This is a genomic window from Shewanella sp. AS16, assembly GCF_021412365.1.
In the GTDB taxonomy this organism is placed as follows: Bacteria; Pseudomonadota; Gammaproteobacteria; order Enterobacterales; family Shewanellaceae; genus Shewanella; species Shewanella salipaludis.
In genome coordinates this window covers 52,540-75,362 of the sequence record NZ_JAKCLK010000012.1, presented here as the reverse complement: position 1 = coordinate 75,362, position 22,823 = coordinate 52,540, and the positions used below count along the sequence as shown (strand labels likewise).

The following is a 22,823-nucleotide window of genomic DNA, read 5'->3' as shown; positions in this document are numbered from 1 at the left end:
ATGATCAAACTCTTCAATTAAAGTTTTTTGCTTCTCACCCATAAAGAGTGAAGAAACGGCTCAATGAATTCTGATTCGAATCAATCTTGCGATTGACTCTTTGTACATATTGCTATGAACACTCATCACTCTTGTGACAGAATTGGTTGATTTAAATTTTGATTGTCTCGTGAGAGACAATTTCGATTAACTCAACACCTGTGAGTGTCCACACAGATTTGCTTGATAAATTGTTAAAGAGCGTTGACCTTATTCACTGCGTGGCAATGGGTCGGGGCTGATGCTTCATCAGCTCAGGGTCGTGCATTTTACGCATTTCCCGGTTGGCGTCAAGGAGTTTTTTCAACTTCTTTTCCGCCCATCTACTTGATATACATCAGTCGATGAACTGTCACCGCTATTTGCTTAACGCCTCGCGTTTCGCTGTCTGCCGTGTCAGTGGTTGCGCATTATAGGGAGATTTGGCCGGCGCGCAAGGGCTTTTTTGAGGAAAATCGAGGTTTTTTGTTATACCCGAATTAGGCACATACAACCCACCCGTTATCCTCAGACTTATCCACAATCCCGGCGCTCAGGAGGGTTAATCCCTGACGCATCCCTTGTCTGCGCTCCCAAGCGGATGGGTCCCATGCCAGGCAAAAGCCCCAGCCATAAAAAAAGCGACTCAAAGAGTCGCTTTCCATGAACAATAGCCCGGTTGCCGGTTTAACTCAGCTTGCCGTGGCACTGTTTATACTTTTTACCCGAGCCACAAGGGCAAGGATCGTTACGTCCCACCTTGTCACCCTCGCGCACAACAGGTGTATGAGCCTCGACGGCGTCACCCTCTACGGCACCCGTTAACGCCTCGGCCGCCGCATGCTGATAGTCACGCTGGATCTTGGCATCTTCCTGACGTCGACGCTCTTCCATCTCTTCCACATCGGATTGCGCCTGAACCTGCACCTTAGACAAGATGCTGATGACATCGTGTTTCAGGGTATCGAGCATCTGTTGGAAGAGTTCGAACGATTCCCGCTTATATTCCTGCTTAGGATTTTTCTGGGCATAACCGCGCAAGTGGATCCCTTGACGCAGGTGATCCATGGCCGCCAGATGCTCTTTCCATAGACCATCCAAGGTTTGCAACATGACGGCTTTTTCAAACTGACGCAACACCTGAGGGCCGACCATCTGTTCTTTCGCCTTGTAGGCGTTGACCCAAAAGCTCACGATACGTTCGCGCAGCGTCTCTTCATGGAGATCGTCTTCGTTATCCAGCCACTCCTGAATGGGCAGCTTGATGGCAAATTCCTGGGCCAACCTCTGTTCCAGGCCGGCGATATCCCACAGCTCTTCGACCGACTGCGGCGGAATATACTGTTCGACCACACCCAAGATAACGTCTTCCTGAATATTCTGAATCGTCTCTTCTATGCTGTCGGCATCCATCAACTCGTTGCGCTGGGCGTAAACCACTTGGCGCTGATCGTTGGCGACATCATCGAACTCGAGCAATTGTTTGCGGATATCGAAGTTGCGGGCCTCAACTTTGCGCTGGGCATTTTCGATGGCACGAGACACCCAAGGATGTTCTATCGCCTCGCCTTCTTCCATGCCGAGCTTCTTCATCATGCCGGACACACGCTCGGAGGCGAAGATGCGCATCAGACTGTCTTCCATCGACAGGTAGAAACGCGATGAACCCGCATCCCCCTGACGACCGGAACGACCACGCAACTGATTATCGATACGACGCGACTCGTGACGCTCGGTACCGAGAATATGCAAACCACCGGCGGCGAGTACGGCTTCGTGACGCTCCAGCCAATCGGCCTTGATCTTGGCCTTCTGCTCTGCAGTAGGATTCTCGAGTGCATCTATTTCCATGTTCCAGTTGCCGCCGAGCACGATATCCGTACCCCGGCCCGCCATGTTGGTGGCGATAGTGACTGCGCCTAAGCGGCCCGCTTGGGCAACAATCTCGGCTTCTCTCTCATGGAACTTGGCGTTGAGCACTTCATGCGGGATCTCCTCTTTACGCATCAGGCCGGCGAGCAATTCAGATTGCTCAATGGAAATGGTACCGACCAATACAGGCTGACCACGTTTACGGCAATCTTTGATGTCTTCAATGATGGCGGCGTATTTCTCTCTGGCGGTGAGATAGACCAAATCCGCCATATCCTTGCGGATCATGGGACGGTTGGTCGGCACTACGACAGTGTCCAAACCATAGATGTGCTGGAACTCGAAGGCTTCGGTATCGGCCGTACCCGTCATGCCCGCCAGCTTCTCATATTGGCGGAAATAGTTCTGGAAGGTGATGGAGGCCAGGGTCTGGTTCTCATTCTGAATGTGCACCGCTTCCTTGGCTTCGACCGCCTGATGCAGACCTTCAGACCAGCGACGACCCGGCATGGTACGACCCGTATGTTCATCGACTATGATGACTTCGTTGTCCTGGACTATGTAGTCGACGTCTTTCTCGAAGAGGGTATGGGCACGCAAGGCCGCCATGATATGGTGCAGCAGCGAAATGTTCGCGGCGGAATAGAGTGAATCGCCTTCGGCCAACAAACCTGCCTCGGTCAGCAGATTTTCGACCTTCTCCTGACCGCGCTCGGTCATGTGCACCTGCTTGGCTTTCTCGTCTATGGTGTAATCGCCTTCACCCACATACTCTTCCGTGTCTTCCTTATCCTGGCGAATGAGGTGCGGAATGAGCTTGTTGACGCGAATATAGAGCTCGGAACTGTCTTCGGCCGCGCCCGAAATAATCAGCGGGGTACGGGCTTCATCGATCAGGATGGAGTCGACTTCATCTATCAGGGCATAGTGCAATGGTCTTTGTACCCGCTCCTGGGGAGAGAAGGCCATGTTGTCGCGCAGATAATCGAAGCCGAACTCGTTGTTGGTACCATAGGTGATGTCGGCATTGTAGGCGTCTTTCTTCTCTTGCTGACCCAGGCCGGCGACATTGACGCCGACGGTCAGACCGAGGAATTCGAATAGGGGACGGTTAAATTCGGCATCACGGCGCGCCAGATAGTCGTTCACAGTGATCACGTGTACGCCTTTACCCGTCAGGCCATTGAGGTAGGCCGGCAGGGTCGCGGTCAGGGTCTTACCCTCACCTGTGCGCATCTCGGCGATGCGGTTACTGTCGAGCACCATACCACCGAGCAGCTGCACGTCGAAATGGCGCATCTCAAACACACGCTTTGAGGCTTCGCGTACTGTGGCGAAGGCTTCGGCCATGATGCTGTCCAGGGAGGCCCCCTGTTCCAGACGCTCACGGAACTCGGCGGTCTTGGCCTTCAGTTCACTGTCGCTGAGCTTTTCGTAATCCGCCTCTAGCGCATTTATCTCGGCGACTATTTTAGAAAGGCCTTTAAGGGTACGGTCGTTGCGACTACCAAATACTTTTGTCAGTAATTTACCAAACATCTGAATCACTTATTATCTGTAGGCCGAGTCCATGATGGAATCAAGAAGCCAAAGTTTTAATTAACTTGCTTTGCGGTAGACAAACTTCTGTGGATCTATCTGTTGTCCACCCCGCAACACTTCGTAATGTACATGTGGACCGGTCGAGCGTCCCGTACTCCCCATACTGGCGATGGTTTCACCCTTGGCAACCACATCGCCGACTGTCACAGACAAGGCCTTATTGTGTCCATAGCGAGTACGCAGACCATTTCCATGGTCGATTTCCACCAACTCACCATAACCAAACATCTTGCCAGCCCAGGTAACGACACCGGCGGCCGTCGCGACGACCTCCGTGCCTTCTTTACCCGCGAAATCTATGCCTTTATGCATGGTTCTGCGGCCATTGAAGGGGTCGTTGCGCAAACCGAAGGGGGAAGATAGCCAACCTTTGTTGATCGGCTGCCCCGAAATATAACGTTCTTCATCTATATGGAGATTAGATGCCACAGTTTCAAGTAGTGATAATTGAACATTATTGTTATCGATTCGTGAAACCAGGGCATTCATATCATCAAAAAGTTGCCCAAGCTCTATGCTGGCGCCAACATCACTCGGTCCGCCGATACCGACCTCGGTCGAGAAATCGAACTGTTCTTCGAGCTGATAATTTTGCGCCACTTGCTGTCCCAGCGCCTCGAGGCGGGCAATCTTGGCCTGCATCCGGGCGACATGGGTCACCAGCATGGCCAATTGCGACTCGGTGGCATTCTTGAGATCTAAGACTTGTTGTTTTTGTTGTTCACGGACGAGACGATCTTTATCGACACTGGCCTGCTGACTCTCGAAGCGCTCAGTATTCTGTTGATAAATACCGGTACCGGCAGCGAGTAACAGAATGGGCAGCAGTAACCAACGTTTACCTGGTTGCCAGCGGCTGACGCCATTCCGACCTTGAATAAAAACTGTTACACTCATAGCCTAATTCAGCCATCTTATTATCATATGAAAAAGCCCCCTCAGGATCTCAGCCAGCTGTTACACCAATCGGGGAAATTACCCGATCTTGCCGAGAAAGCGGAACTGCTATTGTACCTGGATCAACATGTGAAACAGATGCTGGCAGGTCCTGTCGCGGAGCAGCTTAAAGTGGCCAATCTCCGCCAGGGTGTTCTTGTTATTGAAACTACTACCTCGGCCTGGGCTGCCAGAATTAACTTCCAAAAGACGAAGTTACTCACGCAACTGCAAACCGAAACGCTCCCAATGCTTACCGCAATTGAAGTGAAAGTCAACCCGGGATTAGCCTTGTACACCCCCAAGTCCAAGGTTCCCCAGCATCAACTGAGTGCGGTGGCCGCAGAACATCTGGAGGCATTGGCGGAACATGTTGAAGGTTCCCTGGGTGAAAAACTAAAACGGCTGGCTGCATTAGCCAGCCGTAATAGGCAATCTTAATTCTTAACTAGGCCAGTACGGCGCCGCCCGGCACCATGAAGCTGACGGGAACGTCGGCCTCTTTCTCGAAACTCACCAGCTCCCAGGCATCTTGCTGGGCCAACAGGGCCCGCACCAACTGGTTGTTGAGGGCATGGCCCGTCTTGTAGGCACAGAACTCGCCGACTATGGCGTGACCCGCAACATAGAGATCACCGAACGCATCCAGGATCTTGTGCTTAACGAACTCATCCTCATAACGCAGACCATCGGGGTTGAGGACACGATATTCATCAAGCACCACGGCGTTTTCCATGCTGCCACCCAGGGCCAGGTTATTGGCACGCAGATATTCAATATCACGCATGAAACCGAAAGTCCTGGCACGACTGATGTCTTTAACAAAGGCGGAAGTGGAAAAATCCATCACCATATGCTGCTGGCTGCGGGCGATTTCAGGGTGATTGAAATCGATCGCGAAATTAACGCGAAAGCCCTTGAAGGGTTTGAGCTCGGCCCATTTATCACCGTCTTCGACGCGAACCGTGCGCTTGATCCTGAGGTATTTCTTGGCAGCCGCCTGCTCTTGGATACCGGCAGTCTGCAACAGGAATACGAATGGACTGGCACTGCCATCCATGATGGGGATTTCAGGCGCATCCACTTCGATAACGGCGTTATCTATGCCCAAGCCGGCCAAGGCGGCGAACAAGTGCTCAATGGTCGAGATGCGGACACCCTGGTCATTTACCAACGCCGTACACATGGTGGTTTCCCGTACTTGCTCAGGCTTAGCCGCGATGGCAACAGCTGGGCTCATATCGGTTCGTACCAGTACGATACCCGTATTGACAGGGGCGGGCTTGATGCACAGAGTCACCTTGTTGCCGGAATGCAATCCGACACCAGTGGTCTTCACCATTTTTTGAACAGTTCTTTGAAAAATCATTCAGTTACCCGTATTCATCTCAACAAAAAAGCCTAACGTCTGCGCACAGCAACGGCCCACCAAGGGCGCGACTGGGCGAAGATATTAGCATAAGTTTGGCATTTCACAAAAATTCCACCACTTTCGGGCCATCAACCCGAGCGCGCAGTGGCAACTATCATGTCTATGCCGCCCTATTAATCCGCCTGCTTACGCAGAAACGCCGGAATATCCAGATAATCCAGCTCATGCTTGGCGGCCGGTGTCGGTATCGACTGGGTTGCCGGCACGACATTACCCTTAGGCGCAGCCTGAGTCAGACTCGGTTCTTCGGCGTACTGCTCAACCTTGGGCTCTATGGCCACTGGCTCAGGACGCGGCGCCGGCTTGGACACGAGTTGGATATCCGGGCGCTTCTCGGCACCTATACCCGTTGCAACCACAGTCACACGCAGCTCGTCGCTCATTTCCGGATCTATCACGGCACCCACGACCACGGTCGCGTTGTCTGATGCATAGGCCTTAACATGATTACCGACTGTCTCGAACTCTTCGATGCTCATGTCCATGCCGGCGGTGATGTTAACCAGGACGCCACGGGCACCGGCCAGATCTATGTCTTCCAGCAGAGGACTGGCGACGGCCGCTTCGGCCGCTTCTTCGGCCCTGTCTTCCCCGCGGGCGACACCCGTGCCCATCATGGCATTACCCATTTCGGACATCACAGTCTTGACGTCGGCGAAGTCGACGTTGATGAGGCCTGGGCGGGTGATCAGCTCGGCTATGCCTTGCACAGCGCCCAACAGGACGTTGTTGGCGGCGGCGAACGCATCCAGCAGGGAAGTGCCACGGCCCAGGACCTTGAGCAACTTCTCGTTGGGGATGGTGATCAATGAATCCACATGTTTCGCCAGCTCGGTTATGCCTTGCTCGGCATAGGCCATACGCTTCTTGCCTTCGAAGGGAAAAGGCTTGGTCACCACTGCCACGGTAAGAATGCCTTCTTCACGGGCGATCTGAGCGACCACAGGCGCGGCTCCCGTCCCTGTCCCACCGCCCATGCCGGCGGCGATGAAGATCATATCCGAGCCCTTGATGGCGGCGCGGATGTTCTCTTTATCTTCCTCGGCGGCAGCACGACCCACTTCAGGATTGGCGCCGGCGCCTAAGCCCTTGGTGACATCGCGACCCAATTGAATGGTTGAGCCCGCAGCCGACTTGCGCAGCGCCTGGGCGTCTGTGTTGGTGACTACAAACTCAACACCTTCTATGTTGTGTTTCACCATGTGTTCGACGGCGTTACCACCGCCACCACCGACACCGATGACCTTGATCACCGCGTCGTCTGAATGTGTATCCATGATCTCAAACATTGTCTGATCTCCGTTATGCCTGCGTTATGAAATTAAAACTCACCCTTAAACCAGCTCTTGACCCGATTCAAGAAACTGGTGACCCCTTGACGCTCGGGACGCTCGAACTGACGTTCGATGACCCGTCTTGCGCCATAGTGCAACAGTCCCACTCCGGTCGAGTAGATAGACTGATCCACATATTCGTATAAACCTTTGATCGGCAGCGGCGACGCTACCCGTACCGGCATGCCGAAGGTCGCTTCGGCTATGTCGACGGCCCCCTCTATCGAGGCTGTACCGCCCGTCAGCACTATGCCGGCGGCGATCTGATCTTCCAGACCGCTGTCCTGCAATTCTTTCAACACCAATTCGAACAGCTCCTGATACCTTGGCTCGACCACTTCTGCCAGGGTATGACGCGACATGCTCCGCGAAGGGCGACCGCCGACCGAAGGCACTTCTATGCTGTCTTCGCGGCTCACCATGGCGCTGCGGGCGCTGGCGAACTGCACCTTGATCTGTTCCGCATGTGACAAGGGAGTGCGGAAAATTTTGGCTATGTCGTTGGTCACCTGGTTGCCGGCCACCGGCACCACGGCACAGTGACGCAGGGCGCCATTGGTATAGACGGCTATGTCTGTGGTGCCGCCACCTATGTCCACGATGCAGACCCCGAGATCTTTCTCGTCATTGGTCAGCACTGAGTCGGCCGAGGCAATGCCGGAAAACACCAGATCATCCACCTTGAGGCCACAGCGCTCGACGCTCTTAGTGATATTCTTGGCCATATCGTTGGCACAGGTGACTATGTGTACCTTGGCCTCCATCCGCATGCCAGACATGCCGATGGGGCTCTTGATGCCGTCCTGCACATCTATGGCATACTCCTGTGGCAACACATGCAGTATCCGCCGCTCGGTCGGGATCTTCACGGATCTCGCCGTATGAATCACATTGTCGACGTCTTCCTGGGTCACTTCTTCGTCGTTGATCGACACCATGCCATTCTCGTTCTGGCAGGCTATGTGTTTGCCCGAAATGCTCAGATAAACCGATGACACCTGGCAATCGGCCATCAACTCGGCCTGATCCAGTGCCCGCTGCACGCTGCGCACTATCGAATCCAGATCGTTGACGCCGCCCTTATCCATGCCTCTGGAAGGGTGATTTCCCAAGCCGACTATGCTGATCTCACCGTCGGGCATGACTTCGCCTATGATCACTGCGACCTTAGATGTCCCTATGTCCAATCCAACAATCAGATTTCTATCTTGGTTCTTGGTCATTACTTAACGGCTCTCTTGTTGTGCATCATCCCAGCCTACGGCTAACCCTGTGTCGTAACGCAAATCCACCGTGGCGATCGCCTTACTCTGTTTCGCCAGGATAGGGTAAACATCAATAAATCTTTGAACTCGCGCCATATTATCCTCACGCCCCAGATCCAACAGTATGCCGTTGTCCAGCATGGCGTGCCAGGCATGGCGCGGGCTCAGGCTCAAACTCGCCAGTTCGAAGCCGTTGATCTTCAGCAGCGACTCGAGCAGCTGATAGGTCGTCAGCACTTCGCTGCCCATGTCTTCCGGCCCGGCCAGCAAGGGCAACTTCTCCAACCCAGGCGGCGCCGCGGCTTGAAATACCTCGCCCTGGACATTGAGCCAGGCATCACCGTTCCAGTGTGCTATCGGCTGCTGCTCCTGCAGGTAGACCTTCAATTTCGCCGGCCATTCGCGCCTGACCGATGCGCTGTACACCCAGGGCAAGGCTTCCAGTGTCTGCTGCACCTGAGCCACATCGGCGCTGAAAAAGCTGCGTTGCATCAGGCTCTGTAATGCCTGCTGGATCTCCCGATCGCTGGTATAGAGGCGCTCGCCCTTGATGGCGACGGCTTCTATGGGCAGTTTATCTGCATCGTTCAGCACAGAGTGCAACTGGCGCCCGGCGGCGATAAGGCCAAGCAGCACGGCAAATAAAAACGCCAGCCCCAGCCACAGATACCAATCCAGCTGCAATAACTTCTGTTGCCAATGTCGCCGCTTATCGCTCCAAGACACAGCTCACCTACCCTTACTCAGCACCGGCAAAAACCACAGAAAATCGGTCATTATATAGACCTGAGTTCCAGGGTCAAAATATGTTTTCACCAAAAGCTAACAGATTAAAAATCAATCGATTTCTTTATCATTTACCTTTATTGCAAAACCCAGCTCCGAGGTCGCCAATTGACGCGCCAAGGCACCTATATTTCCGGCCCCCTGAGTCATGAGCAGATCCCCATCCTGCAGCACATCCGGCAAGACCCCCGCCAGCTGCTCCGGGCTGGCAACGAAGATGGGATCCACCTGACCGCGTAAACGGATAGAGCGGCACAGGGCCCGGCCATCGGCCCCAGGGATCGGTGCCTCACCGGCGGCATAGACATCCAGCAGCAAGAGACAATCAACCTGGGACAGGACATCGACGAAGTCCTCGTACAGATCCCGGGTGCGACTGTACCTGTGGGGCTGGTAGGCCATCACCAGGCGCCTATCCGGCCAACCGGCACGGGCCGCCCTGATGGTCGCGGCCACTTCACTCGGGTGATGGCCATAGTCGTCGACCAACATCACGGCGCCATTTGGGGTGGCAAACTCGCCCAGATGCTGGAAACGACGGCCTATCCCCTGGAATTCGGCCAATGCCTGCACCATGGCGGCATCATCTATTTCATCTTCGGTCGCCACGGCAATCGCCGCCAAGGCATTGAGCACATTGTGCTGCCCCGGCAGGTTCAGCACCAAGCTCAGATCTTCCTTCCCCTTGCGCCTGACGGTGAAGCGGGATTGATGACCCTGCTGGCTGAAATCCAGCGCCCTGACATCGGCATCCTCACTGAAGCCGTAGGTCACCAACTGGCGACCTACGCGCGGCATGAGTTCGCGCACCACCTCATCGTCGATACAGACCACGGCCACGCCATAGAACGGCAGGTTATGCAGGAAATCCACGAAGGTAGACTTCAGCTTCTCGAAGTCACCGCCATAGGTATCCATATGGTCGGCTTCTATGTTGGTCACCACACTGACCATGGGCTGCAGATGCAGGAAGCTGGCATCGCTCTCATCGGCCTCGGCGATCAGATAGCGGCTGGTGCCCAACCTGGCATTGGTGCCGGCGCTGTTGAGCAGGCCACCTATCACGAAAGTGGGATCCCGCTGCGCCTGGCCATAGACGCTGGCGATCAGACTGGTGGTCGTGGTCTTGCCATGGGTACCGGCAATCGCCACCCCATGACGGTAACGCATCAACTCCGCCAGCATTTCCGCCCGGCGGACTATGGGGATCCGCAGCTCCCTGGCGGCGACTATCTCCGGGTTTTCCTGGTTGATAGCGGTCGACACCACCACCACATCCACCTGTTGCACGCTCAGAGCCTGATGCCCTATGACTATCTGCGCCCCCAGGGCCGCCAATCTCTCGGTCACCGCATTCTGGGCTATGTCCGAGCCACTGATCTGATAGCCCTCGTTGAGCAGTACTTCGGCTATGCCGCCCATGCCGGCGCCGCCGATACCGACGAAGTGGATCCTCTTGATGCGACGCATCTCGGGGATCATGGTGCGCAACTGGGCGTATTTTTCTGTTTTTGTCATTGGTGTTTTTTCCCGGCAAGATCCCTGCACACGGCGGCGACACGTTCGGTCGCATCGAGTACGGCAACATCTCGCGCTCTTTGGCCCATACGGGCTAATTCGTTTCTGTCACTGGCGAGCAAGTGCAACTTGCCCACCAATTGCTCTACATCCAATATGGCCTGCGGCAACAAGAAGGCGGCACCGGCATCGACCAGGACCTTGGCGTTACGGGTCTGGTGATCGTCGACGGCATGGGGGTAAGGCACCAACACCCCGGGCAGGCCAACCGCCGCCAGCTCAGAGACTGTCAGGGCACCGGCACGGCATAAGACCACATCGGCCCAGCGATACGCCGCTTCCATGTCGTCGATAAATTCGGCCACATTGACGCCGCCATCCTGACCCAACTGCTGGTATTCGGCCTTGACCCGCTGCAAATTGTCGCGCCCGACCTGATGCCAGACTGTGATTGAGTGCTGCTGGCTCATGGCGGCCACGACCGCCGGCATGAGATCGTTGAAGACCTTGGCCCCCAGGCTGCCGCCTACGACCAACACTCTGAGGGCATCGTCACCGCTTACCCTGGGTTGATTGCCCAAGTTGATAAGCTCCCGCCTGATGGGGTTGCCCACCACCTCGGCCTTCACATTCAAAGCTGCGAAGGTATTCTCGAAGGCACACAGCACCCGGGTTGCTATGCGTGACAGCAGCTTGTTTGTCATCCCGGGGATAGCATTTTGCTCATGCAGCACCAGAGGAATGCCGCAGAGCCGCGCGGCGACCCCGCCTGGACCGCTGGCGAAACCGCCCATGCCAAGTACCACATCCGGGTTAAATTCCTTTATGACCTTCCTCGCCTGGGCGATAGAGCGCAGCACCTTGAAGGGCGCGGCCAGCTTACGCACCAAGCCATTGCCACGCACTCCCTTGATATCTATGAAGTCGATATCGAAGCCATGTTGAGGCACCAATCTGGCCTCCATGCGATCGGCCGTGCCTAACCAACGCACCTTCCAGCCACGCTTGGCCAAGTGCTTGGCGACCGCCAGGGCGGGAAACACATGTCCGCCCGTGCCGCCGGCCATCACCAGAATACGTTTGTCTTCGCTAAGGATATCAGCCATTAGTTTACTCTCCCCTGAATGGCCTGCACCTTACTCAGACGCCGTTCGAAATCGATTCGCAGCAATAACATGGCCGCCGCCGTCATCACCCACAGGCTGCTGCCGCCATAGCTGATGAAGGGCAAGGTCAGCCCCTTGGTCGGCAACATGCCTATGCTGGCGCCGACATTGACCACAGTCTGGAAACAGATCCAGATGCCTATGCCGTAGGCCAGATAGCCTTCGAAGGCATTTTCCGTCTTGAGGCAGAGGTTGCCCAAGCGGATCGCCCGCAGCGCCACGAACAGCAACACGGACAGCACGGCTATGATGCCGATGAAGCCCAACTCCTCACCTATGATGGCGAAGATGAAGTCGGTATGGGCCTCGGGCAGGTATTCCAGCTTCTGGATGCTGTTGCCCAGCCCCTGCCCCAGCCAGTCACCGCGGCCATAGGCCATCAGCGACTGAGTCAACTGGTAGCCGCTGCCGAAGGGATCTTGCCAAGGATCGAGGAAGGACGTCACCCGGCGCATGCGGTAAGGCTCGAGCAATACCAGGGCGACGAAGGCCATCACTCCGGCGAGGATCAGGGCGAAGAAGTCCAGCAGACGGGCCCCCGCCAGAAACAGCAGGCCGACGGTACCGACGAATAACACCACCACAGTGCCGAGATCCGGCTGCATCAAGATCAGGATGGCGTACACGGCAAAGACGGCGATCGGCTTGTAGAAACCCTTGGAATTTTCCCTCAGCTCCTGGTGGCGCCTGACCAGATAACCGGCCATGTATACCACGAAGGCAAACTTGGCCACCTCGGCGACCTGAATGCGCACGGGTCCTATGGCGAGCCAGCGGGTGGCGCCGTTGACACTGGTGCCGACGAGCAGCACCGCCACCAACATCAGCCCCACCACCAACAAGATCACCGGGCTGAGCTGCTGCCACCTGTGGATCTCTATCTTAAGCACCAGGGTGGCTATGATGACGCAGCCAATCAGGTAGAGGATATGCCGCCCCATGAAATGGAATGGATTCCCCGTCAGCGTCTGCGCCTCGGGCATGGACGCCGACATCACCATGACGAAGCCGAAACTGATCAGCGACAGAATCGCCATCAGCAAGGCTCTGTCGTACAGCTGCGCCCCCGGCGCTTCGTTATCCCGCAGCAAGTTGGGCCAGGCCCACTTGAGGCGCCCGGCAAACAGGCTGAGTTGGCGCGCATCAGTCGTCATTCAATGCCTCCACCAAGTGCCTGAAGTCATCGCCACGGGCCATGAAATTCGCGTACATGTCCAGACTGGCACAGGCGGGAGACAAGAGCACTATGTCTCCCGAGCTCGCCAGCTCGGCGGCCTTGGCAACGGCCTCGGCCATGGTGGCGACCTCTAGGCTTCCCGACTTCAAGGCGGCGATCTGCCCGCCATCCCGTCCCAGGGTGATAAGCTGACTGACGTTGGCGAGCGCCGGCGCCAGCGGGCCGAAGTCGGCGCCCTTGCCATCACCGCCGGCGATCAATATGACATCCCCCAGATAATCGCTCAGCCCCTGCAAGGCGGCGACCGTGGCACCCACATTGGTGGCCTTGGAATCGTTGACATAAGAGACCCCGGCCTTCACAGCCACCAGCTCACAACGATGGGCCAGGCCGCTAAAGCGGCGCGCAACCTCAACCATGGCGCTGCGGTCGACACCCGCCTGATCCACCAGGGCCATGGCCGCAAGCAGGTTGGCATGGTTATGGCTGCCGATGAGCGCCACTTCACTCAAACTGAGGATCTCGCTGCTGCCATGCACCAGCTTGCCGCCGGCTATGCCCCAGTCATCGTTCTCTGGTACGCCCAGGCCGAAGCTCAACTGATTCATGGGCTCCTTGGGCAGGGTCATGGCATCGTCGCGGTTGAAGATCGCCACCCGGCTCTGGGGATACAAGCCGAGCTTGGCCTGGCGGTAGGACTCGATATCCGTGTATCTGTCCATATGATCTTCACTTATGTTGAGACAAGTGGCGGCCAGGCAGCGGAGGCTATGGGTCGTCTCGAGCTGGAAGCTGGAGAGTTCGAGCACATACAAGTCGGCCGGCTCACGCAGCAAGTCCAGCGCGGGCACGCCAATGTTGCCGCCGACAGCCACCTTCTTGCCGCCGGCCCTGGCCATTTCCGCGACCAGGGTGGTCACGGTCGACTTGCCGTTGGAGCCGGTGATCGCCAGCACACAGGGCTCGCGCTCGGCCAGGGCTCTGGCAAACAGCTCTACGTCCCCTATGACTTCTATGCCCATGTCGATGGCGGCCTGGACTTCCGGGGTATCGACGGCGATCCCAGGACTTATGATGATCTGACTGGCTTGCACCAGATAACGACAATCGAAGCCGCCGGCGTGCAGCGTCACCTCGGGATATTCGGCCGCCAAGGCTTCGGCACCTGGCGGCTGACGGCGGCTATCCATCACCAAGGGCGTGATCCCCTGGCCACACAAATAGCGCACGACCGAGAGCCCGGTCGCCCCCAAACCCAACACTATGTGTGAATATCTGTCCGCCATGACGCTTTACCTTAATTTCAGCGTGGCTAAGCCAAGCAATACCAGGAACAAAGAGATGATCCAGAAACGCACTATCACCCGCGGCTCCGGCCAACCCTTGAGCTCGTAGTGATGGTGAATGGGCGCCATGCGGAAGATACGCTGGCCGCGCAGCTTATAGGAGCCCACCTGGAGGATCACAGATACAGTTTCCATCACGAACACCCCGCCCATGATGACCAGCAGGATTTCCTGACGGATCAACACGGCTATGGTGCCCAATGCCGCGCCCAGCGACAGGGAGCCGACATCTCCCATGAAGACCTGCGCCGGGTAGGTATTAAACCAGAGGAATCCCAGCCCTGCGCCCACTATGGCGGTGCAGACGATCACCAACTCGCCGGAACCCGGCAGATAGGGGATATGCAGGTAACTGGCGAACTGCACATGACCCGAGAGATAGGCTATCAGGGCGAAGGCGGCGGCCACCATCACGGTCGGCATGATAGCCAAACCATCCAGGCCATCGGTCAGGTTCACCGCATTGCTGGCGCCCACTATGGTGAAATAGGCCAGCACAACGAAGGCGATCCCCAGTTGCGGCATCACTTCCTTGAAGAAAGGCACCACCAGCTGGGTTTCCCCCGGATGCACAGTAGTGGCATACAGGTAGAAGGCGATCGCCAGTGCGGCCAGGGACTGGAGGATATACTTCCAGCGGGCGATCAACCCCTTGGTATCCTTGCGCACCACCTTGCGATAGTCGTCGATGAAACCTATCAGGCCGAAGCTGGCCAGCACGAACAACATCACCCACACGTAACGATTGCCGAGATCGCCCCACAGCAAGACGCTGATGAAGATGCCCGCCAGGATCAACAAGCCGCCCATGGTGGGGGTGCCACGTTTGCTCAGGTGTGATTCGGGACCGTCGTTGCGCACCACCTGACCTATCTGCAGTATCTGCAGACGTTCGATCAACTTGGGCCCCCACCATAGGCTGAACACCATGGCCGTCAACAGGCCGAGAATGGCCCTGAAGGTCACATAAGAAAATACGTTGAACCCGGAATAAAACTGGGTTAAATACTCGGCCAGATAAACCAGCATCTACACTAACTCCCCGCGCTCGAAAGCGACTGTTAAGGCCTCGACAACGCGCTCCATGGCGGCGCTGCGGGATCCTTTGACCAATACTGTTACCTGACCAGGTAACTGATTTATGTGTTTGATTAATTTGCCAAGCAATTCATCCATGCTGTGATTATGCTCGGCGCCGAATGCCAGACTGGTGTCGCGGCTGAGCCGGCCGACACAGAAGAGGGCGTCAATGCCCCGGCGTTTCGCCAGCAGCCCCAGCTCTGAGTGCAAAAGTGGCGCATTGTCGCCCAATTCGGCTAAATCGCCCAGCACCAAGCAGCGATGGCCACTCATTTCCCTGAGCCAGTCTATGGCAACGCCTACGGAACTCGGATTGGCGTTGTAGCTGTCATCCACCAACAGCACCCGGCCGAGCCGGTGCGGTAACATGCGGCCCTTGACCGGCTGCAACAGCGCCAACCCTGTGGCTATCTGCGCCAGACTCAAGCCCAGTGCCAGGCAGACACAGGTGGCCGCCAGGGCATTGCCGACCTGATGCCGCCCCGCCAGCGGCAGGCTGACGGCAACCGACTGGCCGTCATACTCGAGGGTAAAGCTGTAGCGGCCCTCGGCATCGGCGCTCAGCGCCGTCGCCATCACGGCGGCGGGGGTGGCCATGCCAAAATCCAGCTGACGGTAAGCCTTGGCTTGGGTACGCATCAGGGCGGCAAACTCATCATCGGCATTGATGACGGCCGTCCCCATGGGCTGCAGGTGATTGAAGATCTCCGCCTTGGCCGCTGCGACTCCCGCCTTGGAGCCGAACCCTTCCAGATGGGCATCCCCTATGTTGTTGACCAATGCCACCTCGGGTTTAACCAGAGAAGAAGTGTAATCTATCTCCCCCTTATGATTCGCCCCCAGCTCGAACACCCCGAATTCATCGCCCGGGGTCAGCCTGAGCAGGGTGAGCGGTACGCCTATCTCGTTGTTGAAATTGCCCGCGGTGTAGAGCACCCGGCCATGCTGCGACAGTATGGTGGCGATCATCTCCTTGACGCTGGTCTTGCCGTTGGAGCCGGTCAGCGCCACACATCTTGGGGCGACACTGTCACGCACATAGGCGCCTATGGCCCCCATGGCGCGCTGGCAATCGGGCACCAGGATTTGCGGTAATGCCAGAGGCAATTCCCGCTCCACCAGCAAGGCGCTGGCGCCATTGGCCATGGCGGTGGCCGCGAAATCATGACCGTCGAAACGCTCGCCCTTGAGGGCCACGAACAGACAATCCGGGCCCAGGTTACGGCTGTCGCTGCTGAGACTGCGGATCTGCCGCTCGTTGGCGGCCCAATCCTTGCCAACGAGCCTGGCATCCAGCTGTTGGCAGAGGCGTGAGAGCATCATGGGGATCATAGGGAACCCTCCGCCAATTGCCGCGCCAGGGCGCGCTCGTCATAGTCCAGACGCACACCGCCGATTTCCTGGTAGGTTTCATGGCCCTTACCGGCCAAGAGCAGCAGATCGCCGCCCTTGGCGAGGGCCAGCACCCGCTTGATGGCGCTGACTCTGTCTATGTCGCTCAGGGCGGCATCGGGCCGGCTCAAACCTGAAAATATGTCGGCGATTATGGCTTGCGGCGCTTCACTGCGGGCATTGTCGCTGGTGATCATCAACCTGTCGGCGAAGGCCTCGGCGGCCTTGGCCATCAATGGCCGCTTGCCCTTGTCGCGCTCGCCGCCACAGCCGAACAGACACCAGAGCTCTCCCGGACAATGGCCCCTGAGCGCCTGCAGGGCCTGCGCTATGGCGTCCGGGGTATGGGCATAATCCACCACCAGAGTCACCCCGGCCGCAGTGGTGAAACGTTCCATCCTGCCGGGAACCGGGGTTAATTCCGGCACCAGGCTCAACAGCTGATGCATGTCATAGCCCTGCAGATACAGGGCAGCGACGGCGGCGACCAGGTTGGACAGGTTGAAGGCGCCGAGCAGGGGCGATGCCAGCCTGGCCTCACCCTCGGGCCACACCAGCGTCGCCTCGACGCCATGTTCATGGAAGCTGGCATCCTTGGTGAAGAAGCTCGCCTGTGGCTGCCCCGCCGTGCTGAAGCCCAAGATCTTGCTATCGTTCAGGGCGCGGAACCAGTCGAGGCCGACGGCATCGTCGAGGTTGATCAGCCCATGCTGCAGGCTGGTGAAACCGAACAGACGTCTCTTGGCCAGGGCATAGGCATCCATATCACCATGATAATCAAGATGATCCCGGCTCAGATTAGTGAATACTGCGGTATCGAAAGGCACGGCCGCCACCCGTCCCTGCACCAGGCCGTGGCTGGAGACCTCCATGGCACAGACCTTGGCGCCCCTGGCCTCGAATTGGGCCAGTTGTTGCATCAGGGTGATAGCATCGGCCGTGGTATTGCCGCTGTCGACCAGCTCTCCCCAGAGGCCATTGCCCAGGGTGCCCATCACAGCGGCGCGGTCACCGGCAAGGCTCACCAGCTGGGCGAGCAATTGGCTGACCGAGGTCTTGCCATTGGTGCCTGTGATACCGACCAGCTTGCAGCTGCGGTGCAAGGGATAAAACTGCGCCGCCAGGGCAGACAACTGCCTGCTCAACTGAAAGAAAGCTATCTCTATGCCCCGCCCGCTCGCGCCGGCGGTACGGTTCACCCGGCCATGCGCATCAGGATCATCCGTATGCACCAAGGCCAGGGCGCCCCTTGCCAGGGCTTGGTCCACAAACTGACGGCCGTCGACCTTATGGCCGGGAATGGCCACAAACAGGCCTCCCTGCACCACAGCACGGCTATCCAATGTCAGCATGTTAACGCTTTCGGGTCCTGGATAATGAAACCAAGGCGCCAGCAGATCCCGCAATAATATCATTCTGCACTCCTCGGAATTCCGGCCAATTGCACTTGCGCTTTCGCAGTCATTGGCTCAACGTTTAACATCTGCAACGCCCCGGACATCACGGCGGCGTACACGGGGGCGGCAACATCGCCGCCATAATACTTGTCGCCCTTGGGCTCATTAATCACTACGACTATCGCCAGCCTGGGATCGTTCACAGGCGCGACTCCGGCAAACTGGGCCACATAGTCATCGCCGTAACCGCCGGCGACGGCCTTGCGTGCCGTTCCCGTCTTGCCGGCCGTGGGATAGCCGTCGATATGAGCCTGGGTCGCGGTGCCGCCCTTCTGAGTGACCCCAACCAGCATATGCATCACGCTCTGGGCCACGGCCGGCGAGATCACTTGCTCGCCCTGGGGTTTTTGTTTGAGCTTGAGGATAGACACTGGATAGAGCACGCCCTTGCTGCCCAGGACGGCATACATGCGCGCCAACTGCAGCGGCGTCACCGTCAGGCCATAGCCGAAAGACAGGGTGGCACGTTCAAACTCGGACCAGCGCCGGCGATCATGGATAAGCCCGGCGCTCTCACCCGCGAGATTGATGCCTGAATAATTGCCCAAGCCCACCGACTGGAGGTAACCCAGAAGTTGCTGTACCGGCATGGACAAGGCTATCTTGGTCATGCCGACGTTGCTCGAGTGCACCAAAACCTCGGCCAAGGACATATCGCCATAATAGCGGCTGTCACGGACGATCTTGCCGCCTATGCGCATCAGGCCTGGGTAGGTCTTGATGACCTCGTCCTGCTTGACAGTGCCCGCTTCGAGCGCCGCCGCCACCACGAAGGGCTTGATCACAGAACCCGGCTCGTAGGTGTCTGTCATGGCGCGGTTGCGCATGCGATAGGGCTTCAGTTTCTCCCTGGCGTTGGGATTGTAGGAAGGGGTGTTGACCATGGCCAGCACCTCACCCGTATGTACATCCAGCACCACCACAGAGCCTGAGGTGGCCCGGTTCATTTCCGTGGCGCGTTTGAGCTCGCGATAGGCCAACTGCTGAATGCGTTGGTCTATGCTGAGCACCAGATCGTTCGGACTCTCGCCTTCCTGCACTATGTCCAGGCGTTCGACCACATGACCATCACGGGACTTGCGCACTTTCTGCTTGGACGGGGTCCCCGTCAGCCAGGAATTGTAGGTATTCTCTATGCCTTCGATGCCGATATCGTCTATGTTGGTGATGCCGATCAGCTGGGCGGCGATCTCGCCGGCCGGGTAATAGCGCCTGGATTCAGACTTGAGGAAGACCCCGGGCAACTTGAGCTGACTTATGTAATCGGCGACGCCGGGGGTCACCTGGCGTTTGAGGTAGGTGAAACGTCTCTTGGGGTTGCTCTTGACCCGCTCGAGTATGTCATCGACTGGCTCATGCAGTACATCCGCCAGGGCCTGCCAGCGGCGCATGTCGGCGAAACCATTCTTGTCATGCACCTGCTTGGGATCCGCCCACACGGCGCGCACGGGCACGGACACGGCCAGCATCTCGCCGTTTCTGTCGGTGATGAGTCCCCGCTGCACCTCACGACTCGTGGTTCTCAGGGTGCGCATGTCACTCTCGTGACGCAGTTTCTCCGGCTCTATGATCTGTATGTAGGCGGCACGACCTATCAGGCTGACAAACAAGAGGCAAACCAAGCCCACGACGACATAGAGTCGCCAATGGATCAGCTCGGGTTTCTGTTTGCGCTTTGCCTGTTTACTCATGACTTCCTGTTCTCATGGGAGCCTGACCACCACTTCTTCGCTGGGCAAGGGTCGACTCATATTCAGTTCTTTGGTTGCTACTCGGGTTATGCGACTGTGTTCCGCCAGAGATTGCTCTTCCAACAGCAAGTTACGCCACTCTATGTCCAATCTGTCCCGCTCCTGCAGCAGCTGATCCCACTGGGTCGTCAGCTTGCGGCTCACATGGCTGGTGTACACCACCAGGATGGCGTTCAACAGCACCAGAGTCGCGACCACCAGCACCCACTTATGGCGCCAGAGGTCGAGCACTATTATCCGGGTCAGATTGAGCTGAGGCTTGGACATGAGCAGGCTCAGTAATCCAGACGCTCGGCGACCCTGAGCACTGAGCTCCTGGCCCTGGGGTTGCGCGCTATCTCTTCATCCGACGGTTTCATCGCCTTGCCCACCGGCAGCAAATGACGCGACTTGTTGATCTGCGCTTCGGTGAGCGGCAGTCCATGGGGCACGCTCTCGCCCTGGCTATGACGACGAATGAAACGCTTCACCATCCTGTCTTCCAACGAATGGAAGCTTATCACCGACAGACGCCCCTGGGGTGCCAGCACCTTGAGTGCGCCCTCGAGCGCCTGGTCTATCTGCTCCAGTTCGCTGTTAATGTAAATCCTGATGGCCTGAAACACCCGGGTCGCCGGATGCTTGTTGCGTTCCTTATTCTTGGTGATCCTGTTGATGAGCTCGGCCAGATCCTTGGTGCGCAGGAAAGGGGTCTTGTCGCGATCGGCGGCGATACAACGGGCTATGTGGCGGGCATTTTTTTCCTCGCCATAGGTCTTGAAGACCCAGGCCATGTCTTCTATTTCGGCCCTGGCCAGCCACTGAGCCGCGGTCTCACCCTGGCTGTTGTCCATGCGCATATCGAGCGGGCCGTCACGCAGGAAGCTGAAACCTCGCTCGGCATCGTCCAACTGAGGCGATGACACCCCTAGATCCAACAAGACACCATCTATCTTGCCCGTCAGGCCCAGCTCTGCGACATAGTCGGCCATCTGGCCGAAGCCGCCGTGGACTATCTGAAACCTGCTGTCGTCGGCAAATTGCTCGGCCGCGGCTATGGCCTGTGGATCTCTGTCGATGGCGATGAGGCGGCCATTGGGACCGAGCTGACTCAAGAGATAGCGGGAGTGCCCCCCCCGGCCGAAGGTGCCGTCGATATAGATGCCGTCGCGCTTGAGGTTCAAGCCGGCAACGGTTTCTTGCAACAACACGGATAAATGGGCAAATTCCTGACTCATATTCTCTTCTTCAATTGGTTAACGCATGGCTTAGAGTGAAAAATCCGCCAATCGCTCGTTCACTGCGAGCCGTTCGCTGCGGATAATTTCCTGACTGTCTTCTATCTGCTGTTGCCATGCAGTTTCATCCCAGAGCTCAAACTTATTCAGTTGTCCCACCAGCATCAGATGTTTATCCAATCTGGCGTAGCGGCGCAGGGTTGGCGTAAGCAGTATCCGTCCATTCGCATCCAGCTCAGTCTCATGGGCGTAACCTAACAGTAAGCGTTTTAATGCACGTTCTGTGGGCTGGGTATCGGAGAGACGCAGCAGTTTAGTCTCGACCCTTTCCCATTCAAGGAGGGGATAAATCAACAAACAGTGAGATTCGATATCGACGGTGACAACGATTTTTCCGGCATGCTCAAGCTGCAAAGATTCACGGTATCGCATTGGAATGGCGATCCGTCCTTTGATATCTAAGTTGATTGCGCTTGTGCCCGAAAACACTTCATTGCATCCCTGTTGTTGTTGAAGTAACTCTTAATATATCCACAAATATCCACTATTCCCCACAAATGCTAAGTTTAGGGACAGAATGCAAGCAATGTCAAGGAATGGGATCTTTTTATAAAGCCAGGCAGCAAGCGGGTTAGCAGCATGTTGAAACAGGATAAAACCGCTGCAAACCGAGGTGGTAAAAAGTGGGCTCGGGAGCTAAACACGTGGAAACAATAGACATAAATTGACCACCAGGGTGGGGCCGACAAGCCTTAAGGTGGCGGATAATGCCCGCAATCGCCCGGCCAACCCTGAGTTTCCCTCGAAAAAACGGCTCAATATACCCGAAAGTCCAAGGAGAATAAACGCCGTACGCCAATGAGTGCGGGGGTAAGGAATCGCCGGGCCATGCCTGCGGGGAAAAAGATCTCTGTCGCTGCAACCCGATAACGTAAAAGTCACCTAATAACCGCCAAAGGGCAACATGCCGACCGGCATTTGCCGCCGCGGAGTCGGCAAGGGCTGCGGGACGGGAGAACCGCCGCAGGCGTGCTGGCCGATGGCGGAAAAACCGCATATAGTCTAAACATTAACCATGAGTTGCCCACAGCAGGCAGTTGTCATCGGCCTAAATCAATGAATAAGGGATGCTTCATGATAAGTTTAGACAGCATGTATGCCATGTTAGCCAGACCGGTTCGCTCGGTATTCAGACCCAAGCGGACCGTCGAGCCGGTGGCGGCCGCCACCAAGATAGCCACAGACAGTCACGAGGCGCCGCAGTCGCAGCTGCCGCCCAGGCTGGAACGGCGCAAGACAAGCATAGATCGCCGCCGCGATCCGGACGCCGACAGGCGCCACCATACGGAAACAGATCGCCGTCGCTCCGCCAGGCAGGAAACCGATGCCAACAGCCAAACGCCGACAGAGCACCCGACAGATCACATAGACGTCGAAGTATGATGGCGGCCGCGATGCAGGTTAATCTGGGCTT

General features: G+C 57.0%; 19 protein-coding genes. 2 read left to right on the top strand and 17 right to left on the bottom strand.

Annotated features, from left to right (window positions below; genetic code table 11):
- Positions 1-705: 705 nt before the first annotated feature.
- Complete coding sequence (gene secA, locus LZP73_RS17860) at positions 706-3,429, bottom strand: preprotein translocase subunit SecA (protein WP_234236301.1); 2,724 nt, start codon at positions 3,427-3,429, stop codon at positions 706-708.
- Positions 3,430-3,489: 60 nt separating this feature from the next.
- Positions 3,490-4,389 carry a M23 family metallopeptidase gene (locus tag LZP73_RS17855; RefSeq protein ID WP_234236300.1) on the bottom strand — a complete coding sequence of 300 codons (900 nt, stop codon included), beginning with the start codon at positions 4,387-4,389 and terminating at the stop codon, positions 3,490-3,492.
- Positions 4,390-4,416: 27 nt separating this feature from the next.
- Between LZP73_RS17855 and LZP73_RS17850 the strand changes: the two genes are divergently transcribed.
- A complete protein-coding gene (locus LZP73_RS17850; protein WP_234236299.1) occupies positions 4,417-4,869 on the top strand; it encodes a DUF721 domain-containing protein in 453 nt (150 codons plus the stop codon).
- A gap of 7 nt (positions 4,870-4,876) precedes the next feature.
- Here the strand turns inward: LZP73_RS17850 and lpxC are convergent, their stop codons facing one another.
- The 15 genes from lpxC to mraZ all read right to left on the bottom strand — a co-directional run bounded on the left by lpxC (position 4,877) and on the right by mraZ (position 21,838).
- Complete coding sequence (gene lpxC / locus LZP73_RS17845; RefSeq protein WP_169565119.1) at positions 4,877-5,797, bottom strand: UDP-3-O-acyl-N-acetylglucosamine deacetylase; 921 nt, start codon at positions 5,795-5,797, stop codon at positions 4,877-4,879.
- A gap of 176 nt (positions 5,798-5,973) precedes the next feature.
- Positions 5,974-7,149, bottom strand: coding sequence for a cell division protein FtsZ (gene ftsZ / locus LZP73_RS17840; protein ID WP_234236298.1), 1,176 nt, complete (start codon positions 7,147-7,149; stop codon positions 5,974-5,976).
- A gap of 32 nt (positions 7,150-7,181) precedes the next feature.
- On the bottom strand, positions 7,182-8,417 hold the full coding sequence (ftsA, locus tag LZP73_RS17835; protein ID WP_169565117.1) for a cell division protein FtsA: 1,236 nt from the start codon (positions 8,415-8,417) through the stop codon (positions 7,182-7,184).
- Positions 8,418-8,420: 3 nt separating this feature from the next.
- On the bottom strand, positions 8,421-9,185 hold the full coding sequence (locus tag LZP73_RS17830) for a cell division protein FtsQ/DivIB (protein ID WP_234236297.1): 765 nt from the start codon (positions 9,183-9,185) through the stop codon (positions 8,421-8,423).
- A 111-nt stretch (positions 9,186-9,296) separates the two neighbouring features.
- The gene (murC, locus tag LZP73_RS17825; protein WP_234236296.1) at positions 9,297-10,763 is read right to left on the bottom strand and encodes a UDP-N-acetylmuramate--L-alanine ligase; all 1,467 of its coding nucleotides are present in this window, start codon (positions 10,761-10,763) and stop codon (positions 9,297-9,299) included.
- Positions 10,760-11,869, bottom strand: coding sequence for an undecaprenyldiphospho-muramoylpentapeptide beta-N-acetylglucosaminyltransferase (gene murG / locus LZP73_RS17820; RefSeq protein ID WP_169565114.1), 1,110 nt, complete (start codon positions 11,867-11,869; stop codon positions 10,760-10,762). Before murG ends, murC begins: the two co-directional genes overlap by 4 nt.
- Positions 11,869-13,083: a cell division protein FtsW gene (gene ftsW / locus LZP73_RS17815; RefSeq protein ID WP_234236295.1), complete on the bottom strand. Its 1,215-nt coding sequence runs from the start codon at positions 13,081-13,083 to the stop codon at positions 11,869-11,871. The genes murG and ftsW overlap by 1 nt, the downstream gene beginning before the upstream one ends.
- Entirely contained in the window at positions 13,073-14,392 is a 1,320-nt protein-coding gene (gene murD / locus LZP73_RS17810) for a UDP-N-acetylmuramoyl-L-alanine--D-glutamate ligase (protein ID WP_234236294.1), read from the bottom strand. Before murD ends, ftsW begins: the two co-directional genes overlap by 11 nt.
- A gap of 6 nt (positions 14,393-14,398) precedes the next feature.
- A complete protein-coding gene (gene mraY / locus LZP73_RS17805) occupies positions 14,399-15,481 on the bottom strand; it encodes a phospho-N-acetylmuramoyl-pentapeptide-transferase (protein ID WP_169565111.1) in 1,083 nt (360 codons plus the stop codon).
- The gene (locus LZP73_RS17800) at positions 15,482-16,864 is read right to left on the bottom strand and encodes a UDP-N-acetylmuramoyl-tripeptide--D-alanyl-D-alanine ligase (protein WP_234236293.1); all 1,383 of its coding nucleotides are present in this window, start codon (positions 16,862-16,864) and stop codon (positions 15,482-15,484) included.
- Complete coding sequence (murE, locus tag LZP73_RS17795) at positions 16,861-18,339, bottom strand: UDP-N-acetylmuramoyl-L-alanyl-D-glutamate--2,6-diaminopimelate ligase (RefSeq protein WP_234236292.1); 1,479 nt, start codon at positions 18,337-18,339, stop codon at positions 16,861-16,863. Before murE ends, LZP73_RS17800 begins: the two co-directional genes overlap by 4 nt.
- Positions 18,336-20,072: a peptidoglycan D,D-transpeptidase FtsI family protein gene (locus LZP73_RS17790; RefSeq protein WP_234236291.1), complete on the bottom strand. Its 1,737-nt coding sequence runs from the start codon at positions 20,070-20,072 to the stop codon at positions 18,336-18,338. Before LZP73_RS17790 ends, murE begins: the two co-directional genes overlap by 4 nt.
- Positions 20,073-20,084: 12 nt before the next feature.
- Positions 20,085-20,399, bottom strand: a complete 315-nt coding sequence (ftsL, locus tag LZP73_RS17785) for a cell division protein FtsL (protein WP_234236290.1) — start codon at positions 20,397-20,399, stop codon at positions 20,085-20,087.
- 8 nt (positions 20,400-20,407) lie between these two features.
- Positions 20,408-21,349, bottom strand: coding sequence for a 16S rRNA (cytosine(1402)-N(4))-methyltransferase RsmH (gene rsmH / locus LZP73_RS17780; protein ID WP_234236289.1), 942 nt, complete (start codon positions 21,347-21,349; stop codon positions 20,408-20,410).
- A 30-nt stretch (positions 21,350-21,379) separates the two neighbouring features.
- On the bottom strand, positions 21,380-21,838 hold the full coding sequence (mraZ, locus tag LZP73_RS17775) for a division/cell wall cluster transcriptional repressor MraZ (protein ID WP_234236288.1): 459 nt from the start codon (positions 21,836-21,838) through the stop codon (positions 21,380-21,382).
- Between the two features lie 645 nt (positions 21,839-22,483).
- Here mraZ and LZP73_RS17770 point away from each other — a divergent pair.
- Complete coding sequence (locus tag LZP73_RS17770) at positions 22,484-22,792, top strand: hypothetical protein (RefSeq protein WP_234236287.1); 309 nt, start codon at positions 22,484-22,486, stop codon at positions 22,790-22,792.
- The last annotated feature ends 31 nt before the right edge of the window (positions 22,793-22,823 follow it).